The sequence below is a fragment of the Sphingobium sp. RAC03 genome, assembly GCF_001713415.1.
In the GTDB taxonomy this organism is placed as follows: domain Bacteria; phylum Pseudomonadota; class Alphaproteobacteria; order Sphingomonadales; family Sphingomonadaceae; genus Sphingobium.
Genome location: NZ_CP016456.1, coordinates 2,184,191 through 2,202,747, shown reverse-complemented (window position 1 = coordinate 2,202,747; position 18,557 = coordinate 2,184,191). Strand labels below are relative to the sequence as shown.

The following is an 18,557-nucleotide window of genomic DNA, read 5'->3' as shown; positions in this document are numbered from 1 at the left end:
CGTCAGTCCTTCAAGTCGCGTTGCGCACCAGAGGGCGACTGGACCCGAACGCCGCTGTGACGTTCCCAAAGGTCCGGCCGCCTTAGCCGTGTATCATCGACCGCCCTTTGTTTCCGCCAGGCGGCGATCTTCGCATGATCCCCCGATCGCAACACCTGCGGGATCGTGCGCCCCTCCCATTCGACCGGTCGGGTATAATGCGGATATTCGAGCAGCCCCGTTTCAAAGGACTCCTCGACTCCGCTGGAAGCCGCGCCCATTACACCGGGAAGCAGCCGGACGCAAGCATCGAGCAGCAGCAGCGCGCCCATCTCGCCGCCCGACAATATGATGTCGCCCATGCTGACCTGCTCGATCGGCCGGGCATCGAAAATCCGCTCGTCAAACCCTTCGAACCGCCCGCACAGGATCGTCGCGCCCGGTCCCTCCGCCAGTTCGCGCACCCGCGCCTGCGTGATCGGCACGCCGCGCGGCGTCATGGCGAGGACGGGCAGATCGGGTCGCCGCTCCAGCGCATGATCGACCGCCTTGGCCAATATATCCGCACGCAGCACCATGCCCGCGCCCCCGCCCGCGGGCGTATCATCCACGGTGCGATGCTTGTCGGTCGCGAAATCGCGGATGTGGATGGGATCGCAAGCCCATTTCCCCTCGGCCAGCGCCCGCCCGGCCAACGACACGCCCAGCGGCCCCGGAAACATCTCCGGGTAGAGCGTTAGGACTTGCGCGGTAAAGCTCATCGCCGCCGCGCCCGCATCTTGGCAGCGGACCAGCCCCCGCCCAGGCACAGCGCGCTGCACAGCAACAGCGTCAAGCCAATGGTCCGCAACAGGTCGGCAAAGGGCCGCTCGGGATGAATGAGGCCAGGCAGCAGCACCAGCAGCGGCACGGGGCAGACCAGCGCCACCGCAGCCGCGATCTTGACGCCCCGCGACCAGCCAAGGCCGAACAAGCGCCAGCCAGCGGCCAGCATGGCGATCAGATAGAGGGCAGTGAATATCTGGGGCATGGTTCGCGCTTAGGCGATGCCAGCCGCAGCGTCCAGACGGCTGCTCAGGGTGCCCGCACCGTGAAGGACAGTAACTGTATCTGTGCATCGGGCGTCGGCGCGAGCAGGATCGTGCCCGCCACCCGCCCGCGCTCGCACGTCCAGGTGAAGCGCCCCGCCAGAGCGCCGGTCGCGACGATCGGCGCGTCGCTGGCACATGCCCCGACCTCCTGCTTCACCGCCGCGATCTTTTTACCCCATTGCGCGGCATCATGATCCATCAGGAAATTCATCGCCAGCCGATCGCGCGCCGCCGACACATCGCCAGCCGCATAGATGCGCGCCGCCGCCGCATAGCCATCCGTCAGCAACGCCGACGCCGGGATCGTCCGCGCGATCAACGCCCCCGCCTTGTGCAGCGCCACCGCCGCGTCCCAGGCCGGGCCACTGCCACCATTATAAGTACGGTTGGTGAAGACGAAGATGCCCACGCCATGATCGGGCATCAGCATGACATGACTGCCATAGCCCGGATAACCACCCCCATGCGCCAGCGTCAGCCCCAGGTCGCAATCCTGCGCCACCCGCATCGCAAAGCCATAGGCCGCTGCCTGTCGGCACGCCGTGGCCCCGCTCGCGCCGTTGCGCTGGGCGACCCCCATGAAATTGCTCCCCTGCGCCAGCATCCGCACCGAAGCGCGCGCCACAGGCCCCGCTTCCGCATCATCGCGGGCGGGCCAGGCCGACAGCAGGAAAGCGACCCAGCGCGCATAGTCGTTGGCGCTGGTCTGCAATCCCCCCATCGCCCCGAACGCCCCGTCCGCCATGGTCGGTTCAACCGTCCAGCGCCCCTCTTCCCAACGATAGCCCATCGCGCGCTGTTCAACCGGCCATTCGCGCACCTGATAGCCACTCGACGCCATGCCGAGCGGGGCCAGCAGCTCGCCTTCGACATAAAGGCGATAAGGCTGGCCCGACACATTGGCGATGATCCGTCCCAACAGCGCATAGCCGAAATTGCTATATTCATAACGCGTGCCGGGCGCGGTGCTGAACGGCACGCCCTGTTGCAACATCCGGCTAAAGTCCGCTTCCGGCAAAGGCGTCTGCCGATCGCCCCAAGGGTTATCATCGACCAGCCCAGCGCTGTGCGTCAAAAGGTCGCGGACGCGGATATGCGGACTGTCCTTGGTCGGATAGGTCCATCCCCGCACTTCCGGCACATGGGTTTCGGCCAGATCGTCCAGGCCAATCTTGCCCTCTTCCCGCAATTTCAGGATGGCGAGCGCCGTAAACGCCTTGGTCATCGACGCAATGCGGAACAGGCTGTCGGGCGTCACCGGCCGCTTATGCACCAGATCCTGCACGCCCAGCCCCTTCACATGGACCAGCTTGCCGTCTGCCACGATGCCATAAACCAGCCCCGGCGCCCGACTATCCACCTGAAAATCCGCAAACAGCCGGTCGATCTCAGGAATGGCTGCGGCGATCTTCTGCGCATCGGCGGCGTAAGCCACCGGGGCCGCCGCGATACAAAAGGCAGCGAGAATCGCGCGGATCATAACGTCCAATTCTCCAGCCTCAACCCCTGTATGTCGGCGAAATCGCGTTCATTGCGCGTGACGAGCGGCACATCCAGCGACAGCGCCTGCGCCCCGATCAGCCGATCGAAACTCTTGCGGCGCACGCCGACCTGCCGGACGACCGCGCCATAGGTCGCCGCCGCCCGGTCATCGAACGGCAGGACATCCAGCATCGCCAGAAAAGCATCGATCCGGCGCATGTCGCCCTTGGGATCGCTGGACGCGCGACTGCCGACCCGTAGCTCCGCTGCGGTGATGGCCGATACCGCCAGGCCACCAAAGGCCTGACCGACCCGTTCGGCCAAGGACGCGCTCCGCCCCAGCAAAAAATCGATGCAGACATTGGTGTCGAGCAGATAGCGACTGGTCATGCAGCTTGGGGCGTGTTCGACGTCCAGTCGCGTTCGCCCTGGTCGATATCGCCGCGCCCGTCCTGCATGAAGTCGCTCGACATGCTGCCATAGAGTGCCAGAAAAATGTCGCGGGCTTGATCCTCCTTCCAGAAGGAGAAACTGCCATCCTCATGGGGGACCAGCACGACCTCTTCGCCGTCCGACAGGCCCAAAGCCTTGGGCAGACGTAGCGCAACGGAATTGCCCGACTTGAAAATCTTGGCTCGATATTCTTCGCCCATCGCCACGCCTCCGTATGCACAGGGCGTATATACTACTCCACGAACAGCGCGTCAATCACCGCCCGCTCCGCCTCCAGCGTCACCGCATGCATCGGCGCCATGAACCGCTTGCCGGGCTTGCCCTCGACCGATGGCCGCTGGACTTCGACAATGTCGCCCGCGCCGAAATTCTCGATCGCGATGATCTCGCCCAGCGCTTCGCCCTCGCTCGACAGGCAAGGCAGGCCGATAATGTCGGCATGATAATATTCGCCCTCGGCCAACGGCGGCAGGGCGGATCGCGGGACGGTCAGCGCCGTGCCGCGCAGAGCTTCGGCCGCACCGCGATCGCCGATCTCGGCAAAGCGGGCGACCGCGCCATTGGGGCCGGGGCGCACCGACTTCAACGTCAATGTGCGCCCCGCCGCATCGAAGCTGCCATAGGCTTTGAGGCTTTCGGCCCCTTCGCCAAACAGCTTGAGACGGACTTCGCCCGCCACCCCATGCGCCCCGACAATCGCGGCGAGCGTGACGGGCTTGTCCGTCAAGACAATCAGCCCTCGGCCTGTTCGGCAGCGGCTTCCTCGGCGGGAGCCTCTTCAGCCGGCGCTTCGGCAGGCGCCTTGGCGGCTTCTTCAGCGGCAATGCGCGCTTCTTCGGCTTCAGCCAGCTTGGTCGCACGGTCTTCGGCGCGATCCTTGGCCTTCTGACCCGGCACAGCCTTGTTCGGGTTGTTGCGAACGATCCGCTCCTTCACGCCAGCGGCGTCGAGGAAACGGGCAACGCGGTCGGTCGGCTGCGCACCAGCGGCAACCCAATGCTTTGCACGCTCGACGTCCAGGATGACGCGCTTTTCGTCGCTCTTGGGCAGGACGGGGTTGTAGCTGCCGATACGCTCGATGAACTTGCCATCACGCGGCGCGCGGCTGTCGGCCACGACGATGCGATAATAGGGACGCTTCTTGGAACCACCGCGCGAGAGACGAATGGACGTTGCCATGGAACTTAACCTTTCTGACTTGAATATAATATGTTTGATTTCGTCATCCCAGCGTAAGCTGGGATCTCTCTTCCCCTTGAAGAAGTGAGACCCCAGCTTGCGCTGGGATGACAGTTTACTTCACTTCTTCATGAAATTCTGAAAGCCCGGCGGCAATTTGGGCATGTTACCGCCCAGTCCGCCCAGGCCCGACAGATCAGGCCCGCCGGCCCCATCGGGTCCGCCAAGACCACCCAATCCGCCCATTCCACCACCACCGGTGAACATCTTGGCCAGCCCCTTGAGGCCACCCATTTTGCGGATCTTCTTCATCGCGCCTTCCATCTCCTGATGCATTTTCAGGAGGCGGTTGACGTCCTGCACGGTCCGCCCGGCGCCCTTGGCGATGCGGATCTTGCGCTTGGCGTTGATCAAGGCGGGGCGTTCCCGCTCCTTGGGCGTCATCGACCCGATCATCGCGTCGAGATGGATCAGCGTCTTGTCGTTCGCGCCGCTATTGGCCATCGCCGCCTGCGCCTTCTTGAGGCCCGGCAACATGCCCGCCAGCGCGCCAAGGCCACCCATGCGGCGCATCTGGTTAAGCTGGCTGCGCAGGTCGTTCATGTCGAACTGACCCTTGGCCATCTTCTTGGCGAGCTTGTCGGCCTCGTCCGCGTCGATGCTCTCGGCGGCCCGCTCGACCAGCGACACAACATCGCCCATGCCCAAAATGCGCTGCGCCACGCGCTGCGGATGGAAAGGCTCGATCGCGTCGAGCTTTTCGCCCATGCCCGCAAACTTGATCGGGCGACCCGTGACCGCCCGCATCGACAGCGCCGCACCACCACGCGCATCGCCATCCATCCGGGTCAGCACGACACCGGTCAGCGGCACCTGCGCGGTGAAATTCTGCGCGACATTGACCGCGTCCTGGCCGGTCAGCGAATCGACCACCAGCAGGATTTCGGCGGGGCTGCTGGCATCGGCCACCGCCTTCATTTCGTCCATCAGCGCTTGGTCGACATGCAGACGCCCGGCAGTATCGAGCATCACCACGTCGAAGCCCTGCAGCTTCGCCGCCTGCAGCGCGCGCCTGGCGATATCGACCGGCTGCTGCCCGGCGATGATCGGCAGCGTCGCGACATCGCATTGCGTGCCCAGCACGGCGAGCTGCTCCTGCGCGGCCGGACGCTGGACGTCGAGCGACGCCATCAGCACCTTCTTGCGCTCGCGCTCTTTCAGGCGCTTGGCGATCTTGGCCGTCGTGGTCGTCTTGCCCGACCCTTGGAGGCCGACCATCATGATGACGGCGGGCGGGGCCACGTCGATCATCAGGTCCGACGTTTCGGACCCCAGCGTTTCAGTGAGCGTGTCGGAAACGATCTTGACGACCATCTGCCCCGGCGTGACCGACCGCAGCACGTCGCTGCCGACCGCGCGTTCCGTCGCCTGATCGACGAACTGGCGCACGACCGACAGGGCGACATCGGCTTCGAGCAGCGCGATTCGCACCTCGCGCATCGCGGCGCGGACATCGTCCTCCGTGAGCGCACCACGCCCCCGCAGTTTATCGAATACCCCACCCAGACGATCGCTCAGCGAATCGAACATCATCACCTCAATTGGACCAAAAGGCCCGAAAAACAGCGCTTACCCTGCCAAAACGACAAAATCGCCGGTGGGCGAAACCTCGCCAACCAGCGTCCATACAAAACGCCTGTTGCATCCTGTTATCAGTATGCGCGCTCAATGGATTTGTCAGGGACCGAACGGCAAACCGCTCGATGCTGTGGGTGCACTTAGAGGAAAGCGGCGAGAATGGCAAGCGCAGCGCGCGGACGGACTGGTAGAAGAACCGCGCCACGGTCGTCATTGCCGCGAAAGCGGGGATCCGTCTCCCCAGCGCCGCACTTGGGAGGCCGCCAGAAGATGGCTTCCCGCCTTCGCGGGAAATGACGAGATGGGTGGTTCGCAGACACCCATCAACACCGTCACCCCGGACTTAATCCGGGGTCCATGAGCCTCACCCTAGCAATGACGTCCAACCATTGAGCCAATGGATGCCGGGTCAAGCCCGGCATGACGGCAGTGGATGGAATGCGGACGATCGGTAGCCGCACAACGCCTGCAAAAGCGAATACACATCCTATCCGTCATGCCAGCGCAGGCTGGCATTTCAGGCGGAGGCGCGGAACAGTCGGGCTTGGCCCTCGTCGCGACGCCATCGCGCCATCTCCTGAAACCCCAGCTTCCGCTGGGGTGACGGCAAGGGTAGGTTGCAGACACCCATCAAACACCGTCACCCCGGACTTGATCCGGGGTCCATGGGCCTCAGCCTCTCATTGACGCCCAACCGTTGAACCAATGGAGCCGGGTCAAGCCCGGAGTGGAGAACTGAAGGTTGACTTCTCACGGCCCCCTACTCCTGCCAGCTTCCGTAATCGATATTAGCGGAATAGACTAACGGCCTGGCGGGCTGTGCCTTCAAATCAGGCTTCGACCAACATTGCGTACCAAAAGATTTCGGCGGGATTATCTGGTCGCTTTCTCTAGGCGCAAGCTCCGCGTTTAAGTTATTCGAGTGGCCCTGCTCCTGAACGACAATGGTGAAATGAATATTTTTTACAGTTTTATGGGAAGAGTTATCAAATTTCACCAACAAAGGATAAGCCGGATCAATACAGACTTTGCGATTCTGAACAACAGAGACCTTAACGATATCTGAAATGCTAGGTTGACGATTAGTATTTTACCATAAAATAAGAAAAATAGCAGCAACGACCCCTAGTACGAAAAATACGACTATAAGTCGCCAGATCGTCTCCATGACCTTTAATATTGCGTCACCTGTTGAAACTGGGCGAACGAGCGGGCCAACATAAAATGGTCCGCGCCAGATGGAACGTGTTAATCGACCAAACCAGAATGCCATGTTTCTTCCCCCAAGGGAGAATATATGCGGCAATTGGCTGTCTATCGCAACTTGCGCTCACGCCGATTTCATTCACCGCACGGTAGCTTTGGGCCAAGCCGGTTTAGACCCATTGTGACCAAAATGCGCCCCATCACACATCGCTGTCCTACCGGCACATGCGCGGCTATACTCCCTCCGCGCCCCGTTCGCTCCGCACCCGACTTTCCGATAAAATCAAGGCCGCGTAATTTTATGTCGAAATCTGCGGGAAATGTGCGAAGCTAAGGGCGACAAGATGAGGGGAGCCTGAGACGTATGAGTTGGACACGCCGCAAGTCGATCGAAGCGATGACGCCGACGGGGGACCAGCATCGCCTGGCCCGCACCCTGTCCTGGCCGCATCTGCTGGCGCTGGGCGTCGGCGCGATCGTCGGCACCGGCATCCTGACCCTGATCGGCGTCGGCGCGGATCGTGCCGGGCCTGCCGTCCTGCTCTCCTTTGCCATAGCCGGCGCGATCTGCGCCTGCGCCGCGCTAGCCTATGCCGAACTCTCGACCATGATGCCCGCCGCGGGCAGCGCCTATAGCTACTCCTATGTCGCGCTGGGCGAAGGCATCGCCTGGATCGTGGGATGGAGCCTGATCCTCGAATATAGCCTTGTCGTCTCGACCGTCGCGGTCGGCTGGTCGGGCTATGCCGCGCCGCTGCTGACCGGGATCGGCTTTCCCGAACTACTGACGCAAGGCCCGGAACTGGGCGGCCTCGTCAACCTGCCCGCCATCTTCATCATCGCCGTGGTCGCGGGCTTGCTGATGCTCGGCACGCATGAAAGCGCGCGCCTCAACAGCATCCTCGTCCTCATCAAGATCGCGACCTTGAGCCTGTTCGTCTGGGTCGCCCTGCCCGCTTTCGATGCGCAGAATCTTGAGCCCTTCATGCCCTTCGGCTTCGCCAAGGATATGGGACCGGACGGCGTCGAGCGCGGCGTGATGGCGGCGGCGGCGATCATCTTCTTCGCCTTCTACGGTTTCGACGCCATTTCCACGGCGGCGGAGGAAGCCAAGAACCCGGACCGCGACCTCGCCATCGGCATCGTCGGGTCGCTGATCGTCTGCACCCTGATCTATGTCCTGGTCGCGGCCGCCGCGATCGGAGCCATGCCCTTCACCCGCTTTGCCGACAGCCCCGAACCGCTTGCGCTGATCTTGCGCGAAATGGGGCGCGGAGAGGTGGCGCGGATCGTCGCCATCGCCGCCGTCATCGCCCTGCCTACCGTGCTGCTCGGCTTCCTCTATGGCCAGAGCCGCATCTTCCTGGTCATGGCCCGCGACGGTTTCCTGCCGCAAAGCCTCGCCAAAATCTCCAGGCGCGGGACCCCTGTGCGCATCACCATCGTTACCGCCGTCTTGGTCGCCATCATCGCGGGCCTGCTCCCCATCGATGAGATCGCCGCCCTCGCCAATGCCGGCACCCTGATCGCCTTCACCGCCGTCGGTGCCTGCCTCCTCGTCCTGCGCCGCCGCAGCCCCAACCTCCGCCGCCCCTTCCGCACCCCCGCCGCCTGGTTCGTCGGGTTAGGCGCGATCGCAGGTTGCGCCTATCTGTTCATCAGCCTGCCGACGGACACGATCTTGGCGTGCTTCGGGTGGAATGCGCTGGGGCTGGTCGTGTATTTTCTGTACGGGCAGAAACGGGCGGTGGCGGTTTGAGGGGGATGGTATGAGCATTATATTGGGGCTGGCGGTTTCTGCTGCGCTTACCGGCGCAACACCTATGGGATCACCCGGCAGATGGTTGACGGATCAAGATTACCCGCCCGATGCGAGACGGCGTCGTGAGCAAGGCGCGGTCGCATTCACTTTGCTGATCTCACCGAACGGTATGCCGCTGAAGTGCAATGTCACTCGGTCAAGTAATTTCGACGATCTCGACAAACAAAGTTGCACATTGCTTATGCGGCGTGCCAGATTCACTCCGGCGCGCGACATAGATGGTAATGCAGCACACACATATTATCGGGGCTTCATGTACTGGTCTTTTAGCCGCCCCACACCGCTGGTTTATGCGCCGGATATAGATTTGCAGGTCGACAAACTGCCTGGCGGAGCAAAAGAAAAGACAGTTTCGATTTTGGTGCAAACTGATTTGGACGGGCATGTAGTAGCCTGCAACCTCGCCAAATCTGAAGATAACGAGCCAAAAAATCTTGTTGCGGTTGCGTGCAAGGAAGCAGCAACAATGTCCCCTATGCCAGTTAGAGATGGCGATGGACGCTCCGTGACAGCAGTTCGACCGCTGAAAGTGTCCTTCGCAACCGCATTGCCTTAGTCGGGATGGATTTCATGCGCGATCACCCCTACATGCGCGATCATGGGACGCTTCTCGAAAATGCATGGCTTGGGCAACGACTTCGTCGTGATCGACGCGCGCAGCGACGCGATCGAAATGACCCCGAATCTCGCCCGCGCCATTGCCGATCGTCATGCCGGGATCGGCTGCGACCAACTGATCCTGATCGGCAACGCGCCCGATGCGGACGTGTCGATGCAGATTTTCAACGCGGATGGCAGCGAGGTCGAGGCTTGCGGCAACGCCACCCGCTGCGTGCCGTTGTTCGTCGGCCGCGACGTGTCGATCCGCACCAAAGCAGGGCTGCTCGAAGCCAAGGCCGTCGATGGCGGCGTGAGCGTCGACATGGGCGCGCCGCGCTTCGCATGGGACGCAATCCCGCTTGCCTACCCCATGGACACACTGACTATGGGCGCGAGTTGGGAAGACCTGCCCGCCCCCGCCGCGGTCAATGTCGGCAACCCGCATGTCATCTTCTTTTTGGACGCTTGGGACGGTGTGAACTTCGAGCGGCTCGGCCCGCTCATCGAAACCGATCCGCTCTTTCCCGCCCGCATCAACGTCAATTTCGCGCAGGTCTTGGACGACAATCATATCCGCCTGATCGTGTGGGAACGCGGCGCTGGCCTCACCCGCGCCTGCGGCACCGGGGCCTGCGCCACCGCCGTCGCCGCCATCCGCCGCAAGCTGGTGCGCGGCCCCGTCACGGTCAGCCTGCCCGGCGGCGATCTGGTCATCGACTGGGCGCCGGGCGGCACGATCACCATGACCGGTCCCGCCACCCATGTCTTCAATGGCGAGGCTGACTGGGCGCGTTTCTGATGAGCGGCCCCGCCATCATCACCATGGGCTGCCGCCTCAACATTGCGGAGAGCGAGGCGATCCGTGACCTGGCGCAGGGGCAGGACAACCTGATCGTCGTCAATAGCTGCGCCGTCACCGCCGAAGCCGTGCGTCAGACCCGCCAGGCCATCCGCCGCGCCCGACGCGAGCGGCCCGATGCGCGGATCATGGTGACCGGCTGCGCGGCGCAGACCGAGCCGGAGACCTTCGCGGCGATGGCCGAAGTCGATGCGGTGATCGGCAACCGGGAGAAGCTAGAGGCGGAAACATACCAACGTCCGTTCGCTTCGAGCGAAGTCGAGAAGCGCTTCTCTACTTCGCTCGAAGCGAACGGAGCTTTTGGAGCGATGCCCAAAGTCCGTGTCGCCGACATCATGGCCGTGCGCGACACTGTGCCGCATATGGCGTCCGCCTTTGCCGATCATGCCCGCGCGTTTCTGGAGGTGCAAAATGGCTGCGACCATCGCTGCACCTTTTGCATCATCCCCTATGGCCGGGGCAACAGCCGCTCCGTCCCCGCAGGCGCAGTGGTGGACAAGGCCCGCGAACTGGTCGCGGCGGGCTATCGCGAAATCGTGCTGACCGGCGTCGATGTCACCAGCTACGGCCCTGACCTGCCGGGCAGCCCGTCGCTTGGCTCATTGGTCGAGCGCATCCTGACCGGCGTCCCCGACCTCCCCCGCCTGCGCCTCTCCTCGATCGACAGCGTGGAGATAGACGACCGCCTGTTCGACCTGATTGCTCACGAACCGCGCATGATGCCGCACCTCCATCTCTCGCTGCAAGCGGGCGATGACATGATCCTCAAGCGGATGAAGCGGCGTCATAGCCGCGCCGATGCCATCCGCATCGTCGATCGGCTCAAGGCCGCCCGCCCCGGCATCAGCATCGGCGCGGACATCATCGCCGGTTTCCCGACCGAGGAGGATGCGATGTTCGAACGCAGCCTGGCGCTGATCGCCGACTGCGACATCGTCCATGGCCATATCTTCCCTTATTCGCCGCGCACCGGTACGCCCGCCGCGCGGATGCCGCAGGTCGATCGCGCCACCATCAAGGCCCGTGCCGCCCGCCTGCGTGCGGCCTGCACGACCCAACGGGATGCCTGGCTGAACAGCCTGATCGGCACGACCCAGTCGGTGCTGGTCGAACGTAGCGGGCTGTCGGGCCATGCCGAAAACTTTGCTCCCGTGCGCTTTGCAAGCCAGCAATTGCCCTCGACCATCGTCACCGCCCGCATCACGGGGCTTGAGAAGGACACGCTGATCGCGCAAGAGGCGGCATCATGACAGACACTGGCACCAGCTGGCGCGACCGCCTCTTTGGCGGTTTGAAGCGCACGTCCGACAAGCTCGGCGATAATCTCACCGGCCTGTTCGGCAAGGCCGCCCTGGACGCGCAGACCCTTGACGAGATCGAGGAAGCGCTGATCCTGTCCGACCTTGGCCCGGCCATGGCGGTGCGGGTGCGCGAACGCCTGGCCGAAGGCCGGTTCAACAAGGAACTGACCGAGGACTATCTGCGCGAAATCATCGCGGAAGAAATCGAAAAGGTGCTGGCCCCCGTCGCGCGCCCACTGGAGATCGAAGCCTTCCCCCGGCCGCAGGTCATCCTCGTCATCGGCGTCAACGGGTCGGGCAAGACCACCACCATCGCCAAACTCGCGCATAATTTCCTGGAGCAGGATTATGGCGTGATGCTGGCGGCGGGCGACACGTTCCGCGCCGCCGCAATCGGCCAGCTCAAGGTCTGGGCCGAGCGGCTGGGCATCCCGATCGTCGCGGGCAAGGAAGGCGGTGACGCGGCCGGCATCGTGTTCGACGCGGTCAAGCAGGCGACCGCCACCGGTATCGACGTGCTGATCGTCGACACCGCAGGGCGCTTGCAGAACAAGACCGAGTTGATGGAGGAACTGGCCAAGATCCGCCGGATCCTGGGCCGGCTGAACCCGGCTTCGCCGCATGACGTCGTGCTGGTGCTGGATGCGACCACGGGCCAGAATGCGCTGAACCAGATCGAAGTGTTCAAGGAAACGGCGCAGGTCACCGGCCTCGTCATGACCAAGCTGGACGGCACCGCGCGCGGCGGCGTGCTGGTCGCGGCGGCGGAGAAATTCCGCCTGCCCATTCACGCCATCGGCGTCGGGGAAAAGATCGAGGATCTGCGCCCGTTCGATCCCGGTGACATGGCGCGCGCCATTGCAGGAACAGCCTATGCCCGCTGATGCAATCCCTTCGTCATGCCAGCGAACGCTGGCATCACCCTTCCTTCTGATCGCCGCGAAGAAAAGTGGGATCCCAGCCTTCGCTGGGATGACGGAGCAATTTTGATGACCCAGCGCAAATCCACGCAACAGCCCGCCCATAGCGGCACGCTTAGTCTAGCGCTTGATTTCGGGCCGCTGCTGGTCTTTTTCCTCGGCTATAAATTTCTCGGCATGATCGTCGGTACGGCGGCCTTCATGGTCGCTATCGTCATTGCGGTGATCGTGTCGAAATGGAAGCTGGGCCGGGTGTCGCCGATGCTCTGGCTATCGGCAGCGCTGGTGCTGTTCTTCGGCGGCCTGACCATCTATTTCCATGACCAGAGTTTCATCCAGTTGAAGCCGACCATCATCTACGCCTTCTTCGCGTTGATGCTGTTCGCCGGGCTGGCACGGGGCAAGCCGCTGCTCAAATATCTGTTGCAGGCCGCCTATGATGGCCTCAGCCACACCGGCTGGATGAAGCTGTCGCGCAACTGGGCGCTTTTCTTCGTCGCCATGGCGATCGCGAACGAGGCGATGCGCCGTTCCTTGAGCTTCGACACCTGGCTTGCGGTCAAGGTTTGGGGCGTCACCATCGTCTCGGTGATCTTCGCCGCCGCCAATATCCCGATGCTGATGCGCCACGGGCTGAAACTGGGCGACGAGCCTGCCAGCGACGATCTGGGCGAGACGACCCCGCCCCAAGGCTGAACCGCCCGCTAAGCCCTTATTTCTGCGATCGTTTCGCAATAGGCATATAGGCCTTTTTTTCCGCGTACGGGTGCGCATATGGAAGGGCGCGGCGACGTTTCGCGTCCCGCCTGGACCCATAATAGATCGACCGCGCCAGTCATCGTGCGGCCGTCCCACCGAACCTTAGGAGTTCCGCCATGGCTTTTGTTCTGCCCGACCTGCCCTATGCCAAGGATGCATTTGGCGACATCCTGTCGGCCGAAACCTTCGACTATCATCACGGCAAGCATCATAACGCCTATGTCGTGAAGGCTAATGAGCTGGTCGCCGCCGACGCCGCCCGCCAGGGCAAGTCGCTGGTCGAGCTGATCAAGTCGACCAAGGGCGGCCTGTTCAACCAGGTCGGCCAGATCTGGAACCACACATTCTACTGGCAGTCGCTGTCGCCGACCAAGACCGCGCCGACCGGCGATCTGCTCGCCAAGATCGAAGAGGCTTTCGGCTCGGTCGATGCGCTGATCGAGAAGATGAAGGCGGAGGCCGTAGGCCATTTCGCCAGCGGCTGGGCCGCGCTTATCCTCAAGGACGGCAAGCTCGAAGTCACCAGCTATCATGACGCTGACACGCCGGTCGCGCATGAAGGCCATGCCCCGCTGTTGATCGTCGATGTGTGGGAACATGCCTATTATATCGACTATCGCAACGCCCGCCCCGGCTATGCCGACCGCATCCTCAAGGACGCGATCAACTGGGACTTTGCGGCACTGAATCTGGACGGCGAAGGCGCGAGCCGCGCTGATCAGCCAGGCTGATGCTCAAAGGGCGGTCCCACAAGGGGCCGCCCACTTTTTTTGCGCCGATTCGGATCTGACACAATCTTTTGTTAAATCCCGACGCGCATCATCGCCTGTCCTTGAGGGAGGGGCGACATATGATGGATATGACGGCGCTGCGGGGGCAGCATGAACAAATCAGCCTGACCGCCCGGCAACTGGCGCAGGCCACGAGTGACACAGGCACGCCGCAAAGCGTTGCGGCGCTGCGATGGTCACTTGCGCGACAATTGATCGCGCATCTCGCGCTGGAGGATCGCATCCTCTATCCCGCGATGCAGCGGGCACCCGACGCAGCCGCACGCCAGACAGCCGCGCAATTGCAGGGTGAAACCGGCGCACTGGCCGATCGCTTCACCCGCTATATGGCCGATTGGAGCGATGATCGCATCGCCCGCGAATGGTCGGCTTTCTGTGCGGAAACCCGGCTGATCCTGGCGGCACTGGCCGAACGGGTCGATCGCGAGAACCGCACACTCTATCCGCTGGCGGATCAGCAACGACGCCCCACGCCGCCGGTCGCACGGGCAAGCTGATCGGGCGTCACGCCGCTTCGAGTTGCGCCACGAAAAGGTCTGTCGCGCGCTGCAAATCCTGCGCGGTGCGCGACAGACCGGACGCCGCGCTCGACACCCGCCCGGACAGGCTTTCGGTGCTCCGGGCCATGTCCGCCACTTGCTCCATCCGTCCGGCCATTATGGTGGCATCCTGCGCCGTATCGCGCGCGGTCGCACCGATGGCTGCCGTCGCATCCCGCTGATCCGCCACCGCGCGTTGGATCGCGTCGGCGGCATCGGCCAGTTGTTCGACCGCGCTGGCGACATCGGACAGCGCGCTTTGCGCCACCCCTGCCCCCTGCTGCGCGGACGAGGCAAGCGACTGGATCTCTCCGGTTGCATTGGCGGCCTGCCCCGCCAATTGCTTGACCTCACCTGCCACCACCGCGAACCCGCGTCCGACATCGCCGGCACGCGCCGCTTCGATCGTGGCGTTGAGCGCCAGCAAATTGGTGCGCGACGCGATCTGGGTGATCGAATGGGCAAAGCTGGTGATGGACGCGGTATGATTTTCCATGTCGCGCATTGCTTCATGTCCGGCGTGGGACACACGTTGCGCCTCACCGCCCAGCGTCGCCTGCTGATGCGCGGCCGAGGCGATGGCCGTAATGGATTCGGACAATTGATCGATCCGCTGCGCCAACATCGCCGCGCGCGCCGAAGATTGTTCGGCGGCATGGACGGTTTCGCCGGTCCCAGCGCTTGCGCGGCGGGCGAGATCGTTCAGGGACAGGGCCGACTCCTCCAATTCGCCCGTCGCTGCACTGACGGCATCGGCCACTTCGGCGATCGACTGGCGGAAGGCCGCAAGCAATGTCAGCGTTTCGGCCCGGCGATCCGCCATCATCCGTTCGCGTTCCCGCTCCCTTTCGACCCGCAGCGCCGCTTCGCGCGCATCAGCCTCACGCCGCGCCGCCATCGCCGCTTCCGCAGCCGCGCGCCCGGCCTGGGCCTGTTCGGCCAACTCCGCCGAGCCCGCAACATGGCTGTCCAATGCCAGCAGCATTTCGCGCAGGCGAACGCTCAGATAGCAGAGCACCGATGCCTGCAAGATCACCGCCGCCCCGTGGAGCGCGATCCGTTCGAGATTGCCCTGCCCCGGAAAGACCCAGGAAGGCGCAAGATAATTGAGCAACAGATGATGGAGCGCAACCAATGTCGCCCCCAACACGATCGGCCGCCAGTCATAGAGCAGCACCAGCCCCGCCAGCGCGACGAAGAAATACATATGGCCGTCCATTTGCCAGCCATGGCCGGACAGCAGCACGACGCCGATGGCAGGCTGAACCGCCGCGAGTGTGCCCATGACCATACGGGCTTCCAGATCCCGACGCCCACGCAGGACCATCACCGTGGGCAGCGCATTGACCAAGGCGGACAGGAACATCGCCTTGATGCTGTCCTCTTCGCCCATCGCCATGGCCATCAGGCCCAGCACCACGGTCCAGACCCAGTTGGCGAGCAACAGGATACGCAGACCCTGCAAGCGCAGACGGCCAAGACTGCTGATCGCGTTCATCAGCCCAGATCTCCGCAACCACCAGCGTCAGCCGCAATGGCCAGGACACCTGCCATGAACAAGGGCCGCGCCAAGGCGTCACGCCGTCCCTCCACCACCAGCGATCCCGCCCATGGACCGGCAGCGATCAGCCGCGCACCATGGGCCACTGCGACGCGCGCCAGCCCCGCGCGCCCATCCTGGGTCATCGGCATCAGCAGCATGCGTCCGCTGACGGGGGGCATGGCGTAAAGCACGGCCAGGCTGCTCATCACCAAGCAGCATTGAACGGATAGGGACGTGCCAGGACGCAAGCGCGCAAAATATGTCATTCCATCCGGATAGGATTGAATGGTAAGGATAATATTAAGGCTGTTTCGGTGCGCCTATGCCCAAAGTGACAGCGAGTTCATCCAGATCAGCACCCGGTTTCACTAGCAGCCATTCGCGACTCGCCGCGCCATTGACCACCGTCACCGCGCCCTTGGGACAGATGCCCAGGCAGTCGACTTCGATGATGCCGACCGCCGCTTTGCGCCCCTTGCCCAGCGTCAGATGCTTGCGCAGCGCCTTGGCCAGCCGCTCGTCCCCGTCGGGGCCAAATCCACCGTCCAGCTTCTTGGCGCATTTGCGGCACACCAGCACGGCGTTGCGCCAATTGGAGCGGACATGATCCTTCATCGATCGGCCTTCAATCTACCGCGCCACGCGGTTTCCACGTCCGCCGCTCCTCGGCGGCGCGCAGAACTTCATAGGCAGCCTGGATCGTCTGGAATTGGACCGCCGCCTTGGCATCGCCGGGCTTTACGTCAGGGTGGAATTCCTTGGCCAATCGACGCCAGCTTTTCTTCACCGCTTCGAAATCGGCGTCATCTTCCAGCTCCAGCGCCTGGAGCGCATGCAGTTCGTCGCGCGACCGGTTGCCATCGCCCGGCCCGCCCCAGCCATGATAGGCGCTCGACTGAAAGCCGCCTGCATCGCGCCGCTCATCATGTTCGCGCTTCGCCCGCTCTTCGTCATCCAGCCCCTGAAAATAATCCCAGTTCCGGTTATATTCGCCGGCATGTTCGGGGCAGAAATACCAGCGTTCCGGGCTGTTGGGGGATTTGGGCGCAGGGCAGTTGCCCGGTTGGTCACAGCCAAAGCGGTCGCAGCCGCGCACCGCTTGGGCTTCACGCGATGCGCCATAGCTGCGCCAGCGGGGAAAGCCCCAGTCATTGGATCGGCCGTTACGAGACATGGATTACAGGTAAGGATTCCGTCAGAAAAACGCCACCCCGCTGCAGCGCAAAAGGGGTCGCCAAAAAAATGTGCCAGAGGGCCTATAAGCCGGGTTTTGTCCTCTCCTTGCGGAGATGTGCGACCATTCCTCTAGGGGACGGATTACTCCGCCCCTCAAGCAACCAACCCGGACGATCTCGGTCGAAACAGACCTAGCAGCCGAAACTGCGCGCCGTCCCTATTCGGTCTTGCTCCCGGTGGGGTTTACCGTGCCGCCTTGCGTTGCCGCAGACGCGGTGCGCTCTTACCGCACCCTTTCAATTTCGCATGGCCTAAGCCGTTGCGACCTGCTTTCTGTTGCACTGTCCCTTGGATCACTCCAGCCGGTCGTTAACCGGCACCGTCATTTCGTGGAGCCCGGACTTTCCTCGCCGTGGAAGTTACCCGCCACGCCGCGGCCGCCCAGCCCTCTGGCGGATTGGTCCCTAGCGCCGTTCGGGTCCGGCGTCACCTGCTTATTCATCGCCCCTGGGCTTGGGCAGCAACAGCGCGAGCAGGATGGCGCGGCATTCGCCATCGATCACCCCGTCGATCCGTTCCGGGCGGAAGCGGCGCTGGAACGCGACCACCGCCGCCTGCGGTTCGGCAATGTCATAGCCGAAGCGTTCGAGCGCCAGCATGAAGCCGCCATCGGTCCAGTGTGGGTCCATCAGATTCTTGGTCGGCCGGGGCAGCGCCAGTCGCAGCCGCGCCAGTTGGCCCCAGGGAAACAACTCGCCCGGATCCTGCTTGCGCGCAGGCGCGATATCGCTGTGGCCAACGATATTGCCGCGCGTGATCCGGTGCCGCTGGGTGATGTCATGCACCAATGGGATCAGCGATCCCATCTGCGCTTCGGGAAAGGGCCGATAGCCCCATTCATGCCCCGGATTGATGATCTCTATGCCAATGCTGGCCGAGTTGATGTCGTCGATACCGCGCCAGTGCGACCGCCCGGCGTGCCAGGCGCGCTTGGCCTCATCGACCATGCGGATGATCTGGCCATCCTCGGTCACGACATAATGGGCCGACACCTTCGATTCCGGGTTGGCCAACCAGTTGATCGCGCTCGCCGCGTCGGGCATCCCGGTATAATGCAGCACCAGCATGGTGATGGGCAGGCTGCGCTCGTCATAATTGGGCGACGGCGTCTCGATCATCGGCAGCTTGGTCATCACGCCCTTTCGGCCTGCCCCGTCGA

21 protein-coding genes and 1 other RNA gene are annotated in these 18,557 nt (G+C 63.2%); 8 read left to right on the top strand and 14 right to left on the bottom strand.

Annotation, left to right across the window (positions count from 1 at the left end):
• Positions 1-2: 2 nt before the first annotated feature.
• The 8 genes from trmD to ffh all read right to left on the bottom strand — a co-directional run bounded on the left by trmD (position 3) and on the right by ffh (position 5,777).
• A complete protein-coding gene (gene trmD, locus BSY17_RS15245; RefSeq protein ID WP_037479647.1) occupies positions 3-740 on the bottom strand; it encodes a tRNA (guanosine(37)-N1)-methyltransferase TrmD in 738 nt (245 codons plus the stop codon).
• Positions 737-1,009, bottom strand: a complete 273-nt coding sequence (locus BSY17_RS15240; protein WP_069066120.1) for a hypothetical protein — start codon at positions 1,007-1,009, stop codon at positions 737-739. Before BSY17_RS15240 ends, trmD begins: the two co-directional genes overlap by 4 nt.
• Positions 1,010-1,053: 44 nt before the next feature.
• Positions 1,054-2,550: a serine hydrolase domain-containing protein gene (locus BSY17_RS15235; RefSeq protein ID WP_069066119.1), complete on the bottom strand. Its 1,497-nt coding sequence runs from the start codon at positions 2,548-2,550 to the stop codon at positions 1,054-1,056.
• Positions 2,547-2,942, bottom strand: coding sequence for a type II toxin-antitoxin system VapC family toxin (locus BSY17_RS15230; RefSeq protein ID WP_069066118.1), 396 nt, complete (start codon positions 2,940-2,942; stop codon positions 2,547-2,549). Before BSY17_RS15230 ends, BSY17_RS15235 begins: the two co-directional genes overlap by 4 nt.
• A complete protein-coding gene (locus BSY17_RS15225; RefSeq protein WP_069066117.1) occupies positions 2,939-3,205 on the bottom strand; it encodes an antitoxin in 267 nt (88 codons plus the stop codon). The genes BSY17_RS15230 and BSY17_RS15225 overlap by 4 nt, the downstream gene beginning before the upstream one ends.
• A 32-nt stretch (positions 3,206-3,237) precedes the next feature.
• The gene (gene rimM / locus BSY17_RS15220; protein WP_069066116.1) at positions 3,238-3,732 is read right to left on the bottom strand and encodes a ribosome maturation factor RimM; all 495 of its coding nucleotides are present in this window, start codon (positions 3,730-3,732) and stop codon (positions 3,238-3,240) included.
• Positions 3,733-3,737: 5 nt separating this feature from the next.
• Positions 3,738-4,184 carry a 30S ribosomal protein S16 gene (rpsP, locus tag BSY17_RS15215; protein WP_069066115.1) on the bottom strand — a complete coding sequence of 149 codons (447 nt, stop codon included), beginning with the start codon at positions 4,182-4,184 and terminating at the stop codon, positions 3,738-3,740.
• Positions 4,185-4,304: 120 nt separating this feature from the next.
• Positions 4,305-5,777: a signal recognition particle protein gene (gene ffh, locus BSY17_RS15210; protein ID WP_069066114.1), complete on the bottom strand. Its 1,473-nt coding sequence runs from the start codon at positions 5,775-5,777 to the stop codon at positions 4,305-4,307.
• A 1,615-nt stretch (positions 5,778-7,392) separates the two neighbouring features.
• Here ffh and BSY17_RS15205 point away from each other — a divergent pair.
• The 8 genes from BSY17_RS15205 to BSY17_RS15175 all read left to right on the top strand — a co-directional run bounded on the left by BSY17_RS15205 (position 7,393) and on the right by BSY17_RS15175 (position 14,577).
• Positions 7,393-8,787 carry an amino acid permease gene (locus tag BSY17_RS15205; protein WP_069066113.1) on the top strand — a complete coding sequence of 465 codons (1,395 nt, stop codon included), beginning with the start codon at positions 7,393-7,395 and terminating at the stop codon, positions 8,785-8,787.
• 10 nt (positions 8,788-8,797) lie between these two features.
• Positions 8,798-9,406, top strand: a complete 609-nt coding sequence (locus BSY17_RS20995) for an energy transducer TonB (protein ID WP_171899253.1) — start codon at positions 8,798-8,800, stop codon at positions 9,404-9,406.
• A gap of 39 nt (positions 9,407-9,445) precedes the next feature.
• Positions 9,446-10,249, top strand: coding sequence for a diaminopimelate epimerase (dapF, locus tag BSY17_RS15200; RefSeq protein ID WP_171899292.1), 804 nt, complete (start codon positions 9,446-9,448; stop codon positions 10,247-10,249).
• Complete coding sequence (gene mtaB, locus BSY17_RS15195; RefSeq protein WP_069066111.1) at positions 10,249-11,559, top strand: tRNA (N(6)-L-threonylcarbamoyladenosine(37)-C(2))-methylthiotransferase MtaB; 1,311 nt, start codon at positions 10,249-10,251, stop codon at positions 11,557-11,559. Before dapF ends, mtaB begins: the two co-directional genes overlap by 1 nt.
• Positions 11,556-12,494 carry a signal recognition particle-docking protein FtsY gene (gene ftsY, locus BSY17_RS15190; protein ID WP_069066110.1) on the top strand — a complete coding sequence of 313 codons (939 nt, stop codon included), beginning with the start codon at positions 11,556-11,558 and terminating at the stop codon, positions 12,492-12,494. Before mtaB ends, ftsY begins: the two co-directional genes overlap by 4 nt.
• A gap of 105 nt (positions 12,495-12,599) precedes the next feature.
• A complete protein-coding gene (gene ispZ, locus BSY17_RS15185; RefSeq protein WP_069066109.1) occupies positions 12,600-13,226 on the top strand; it encodes a septation protein IspZ in 627 nt (208 codons plus the stop codon).
• Positions 13,227-13,405: 179 nt separating this feature from the next.
• Positions 13,406-14,020 (top strand): superoxide dismutase, encoded by a 615-nt coding sequence (locus tag BSY17_RS15180; protein WP_069066108.1) that lies wholly within the window; start codon positions 13,406-13,408, stop codon positions 14,018-14,020.
• Between the two features lie 119 nt (positions 14,021-14,139).
• Positions 14,140-14,577 carry a hemerythrin domain-containing protein gene (locus BSY17_RS15175; protein WP_237236334.1) on the top strand — a complete coding sequence of 146 codons (438 nt, stop codon included), beginning with the start codon at positions 14,140-14,142 and terminating at the stop codon, positions 14,575-14,577.
• A 7-nt stretch (positions 14,578-14,584) separates the two neighbouring features.
• Here the strand turns inward: BSY17_RS15175 and BSY17_RS15170 are convergent, their stop codons facing one another.
• From BSY17_RS15170 to BSY17_RS15145, 6 genes are all read right to left on the bottom strand, one after another.
• A complete protein-coding gene (locus BSY17_RS15170) occupies positions 14,585-16,117 on the bottom strand; it encodes a methyl-accepting chemotaxis protein (RefSeq protein ID WP_069066107.1) in 1,533 nt (510 codons plus the stop codon).
• On the bottom strand, positions 16,117-16,368 hold the full coding sequence (locus BSY17_RS15165) for a hypothetical protein (protein ID WP_069066106.1): 252 nt from the start codon (positions 16,366-16,368) through the stop codon (positions 16,117-16,119). Before BSY17_RS15165 ends, BSY17_RS15170 begins: the two co-directional genes overlap by 1 nt.
• 94 nt (positions 16,369-16,462) lie before the next feature.
• Positions 16,463-16,777, bottom strand: a complete 315-nt coding sequence (locus BSY17_RS15160) for a hypothetical protein (RefSeq protein WP_069066105.1) — start codon at positions 16,775-16,777, stop codon at positions 16,463-16,465.
• Between the two features lie 10 nt (positions 16,778-16,787).
• On the bottom strand, positions 16,788-17,336 hold the full coding sequence (locus BSY17_RS15155; RefSeq protein WP_037475360.1) for a J domain-containing protein: 549 nt from the start codon (positions 17,334-17,336) through the stop codon (positions 16,788-16,790).
• A 69-nt stretch (positions 17,337-17,405) separates the two neighbouring features.
• Positions 17,406-17,791, bottom strand: an RNA gene (rnpB, locus tag BSY17_RS15150) — RNase P RNA component class A.
• A 41-nt stretch (positions 17,792-17,832) separates the two neighbouring features.
• The gene (locus BSY17_RS15145) at positions 17,833-18,531 is read right to left on the bottom strand and encodes an N-acetylmuramoyl-L-alanine amidase (protein ID WP_037478310.1); all 699 of its coding nucleotides are present in this window, start codon (positions 18,529-18,531) and stop codon (positions 17,833-17,835) included.
• Positions 18,532-18,557: the final 26 nt, after the last annotated feature.

Coding starts and splice junctions, on each gene's coding strand:
- ftsY (WP_069066110.1), top strand. CDS start 11,556: ATGACAGACACTGGCACCAGCTGGCGCGACCGCCTCTTTGGCGGTTTG.
- BSY17_RS15180 (WP_069066108.1), top strand. CDS start 13,406: ATGGCTTTTGTTCTGCCCGACCTGCCCTATGCCAAGGATGCATTTGGC.
- BSY17_RS15165 (WP_069066106.1), bottom strand. CDS start 16,368: ATGAGCAGCCTGGCCGTGCTTTACGCCATGCCCCCCGTCAGCGGACGC.
- BSY17_RS15205 (WP_069066113.1), top strand. CDS start 7,393: ATGAGTTGGACACGCCGCAAGTCGATCGAAGCGATGACGCCGACGGGG.
- ispZ (WP_069066109.1), top strand. CDS start 12,600: ATGACCCAGCGCAAATCCACGCAACAGCCCGCCCATAGCGGCACGCTT.
- mtaB (WP_069066111.1), top strand. CDS start 10,249: ATGAGCGGCCCCGCCATCATCACCATGGGCTGCCGCCTCAACATTGCG.
- BSY17_RS15170 (WP_069066107.1), bottom strand. CDS start 16,117: ATGAACGCGATCAGCAGTCTTGGCCGTCTGCGCTTGCAGGGTCTGCGT.
- BSY17_RS15230 (WP_069066118.1), bottom strand. CDS start 2,942: ATGACCAGTCGCTATCTGCTCGACACCAATGTCTGCATCGATTTTTTG.
- BSY17_RS15175 (WP_237236334.1), top strand. CDS start 14,140: ATGATGGATATGACGGCGCTGCGGGGGCAGCATGAACAAATCAGCCTG.
- BSY17_RS15160 (WP_069066105.1), bottom strand. CDS start 16,777: ATGAAGGATCATGTCCGCTCCAATTGGCGCAACGCCGTGCTGGTGTGC.
- BSY17_RS15235 (WP_069066119.1), bottom strand. CDS start 2,550: ATGATCCGCGCGATTCTCGCTGCCTTTTGTATCGCGGCGGCCCCGGTG.
- rpsP (WP_069066115.1), bottom strand. CDS start 4,184: ATGGCAACGTCCATTCGTCTCTCGCGCGGTGGTTCCAAGAAGCGTCCC.
- BSY17_RS15145 (WP_037478310.1), bottom strand. CDS start 18,531: ATGACCAAGCTGCCGATGATCGAGACGCCGTCGCCCAATTATGACGAG.
- ffh (WP_069066114.1), bottom strand. CDS start 5,777: ATGATGTTCGATTCGCTGAGCGATCGTCTGGGTGGGGTATTCGATAAA.
- BSY17_RS20995 (WP_171899253.1), top strand. CDS start 8,798: ATGAGCATTATATTGGGGCTGGCGGTTTCTGCTGCGCTTACCGGCGCA.
- BSY17_RS15155 (WP_037475360.1), bottom strand. CDS start 17,336: ATGTCTCGTAACGGCCGATCCAATGACTGGGGCTTTCCCCGCTGGCGC.
- BSY17_RS15225 (WP_069066117.1), bottom strand. CDS start 3,205: ATGGGCGAAGAATATCGAGCCAAGATTTTCAAGTCGGGCAATTCCGTT.
- BSY17_RS15240 (WP_069066120.1), bottom strand. CDS start 1,009: ATGCCCCAGATATTCACTGCCCTCTATCTGATCGCCATGCTGGCCGCT.
- trmD (WP_037479647.1), bottom strand. CDS start 740: ATGAGCTTTACCGCGCAAGTCCTAACGCTCTACCCGGAGATGTTTCCG.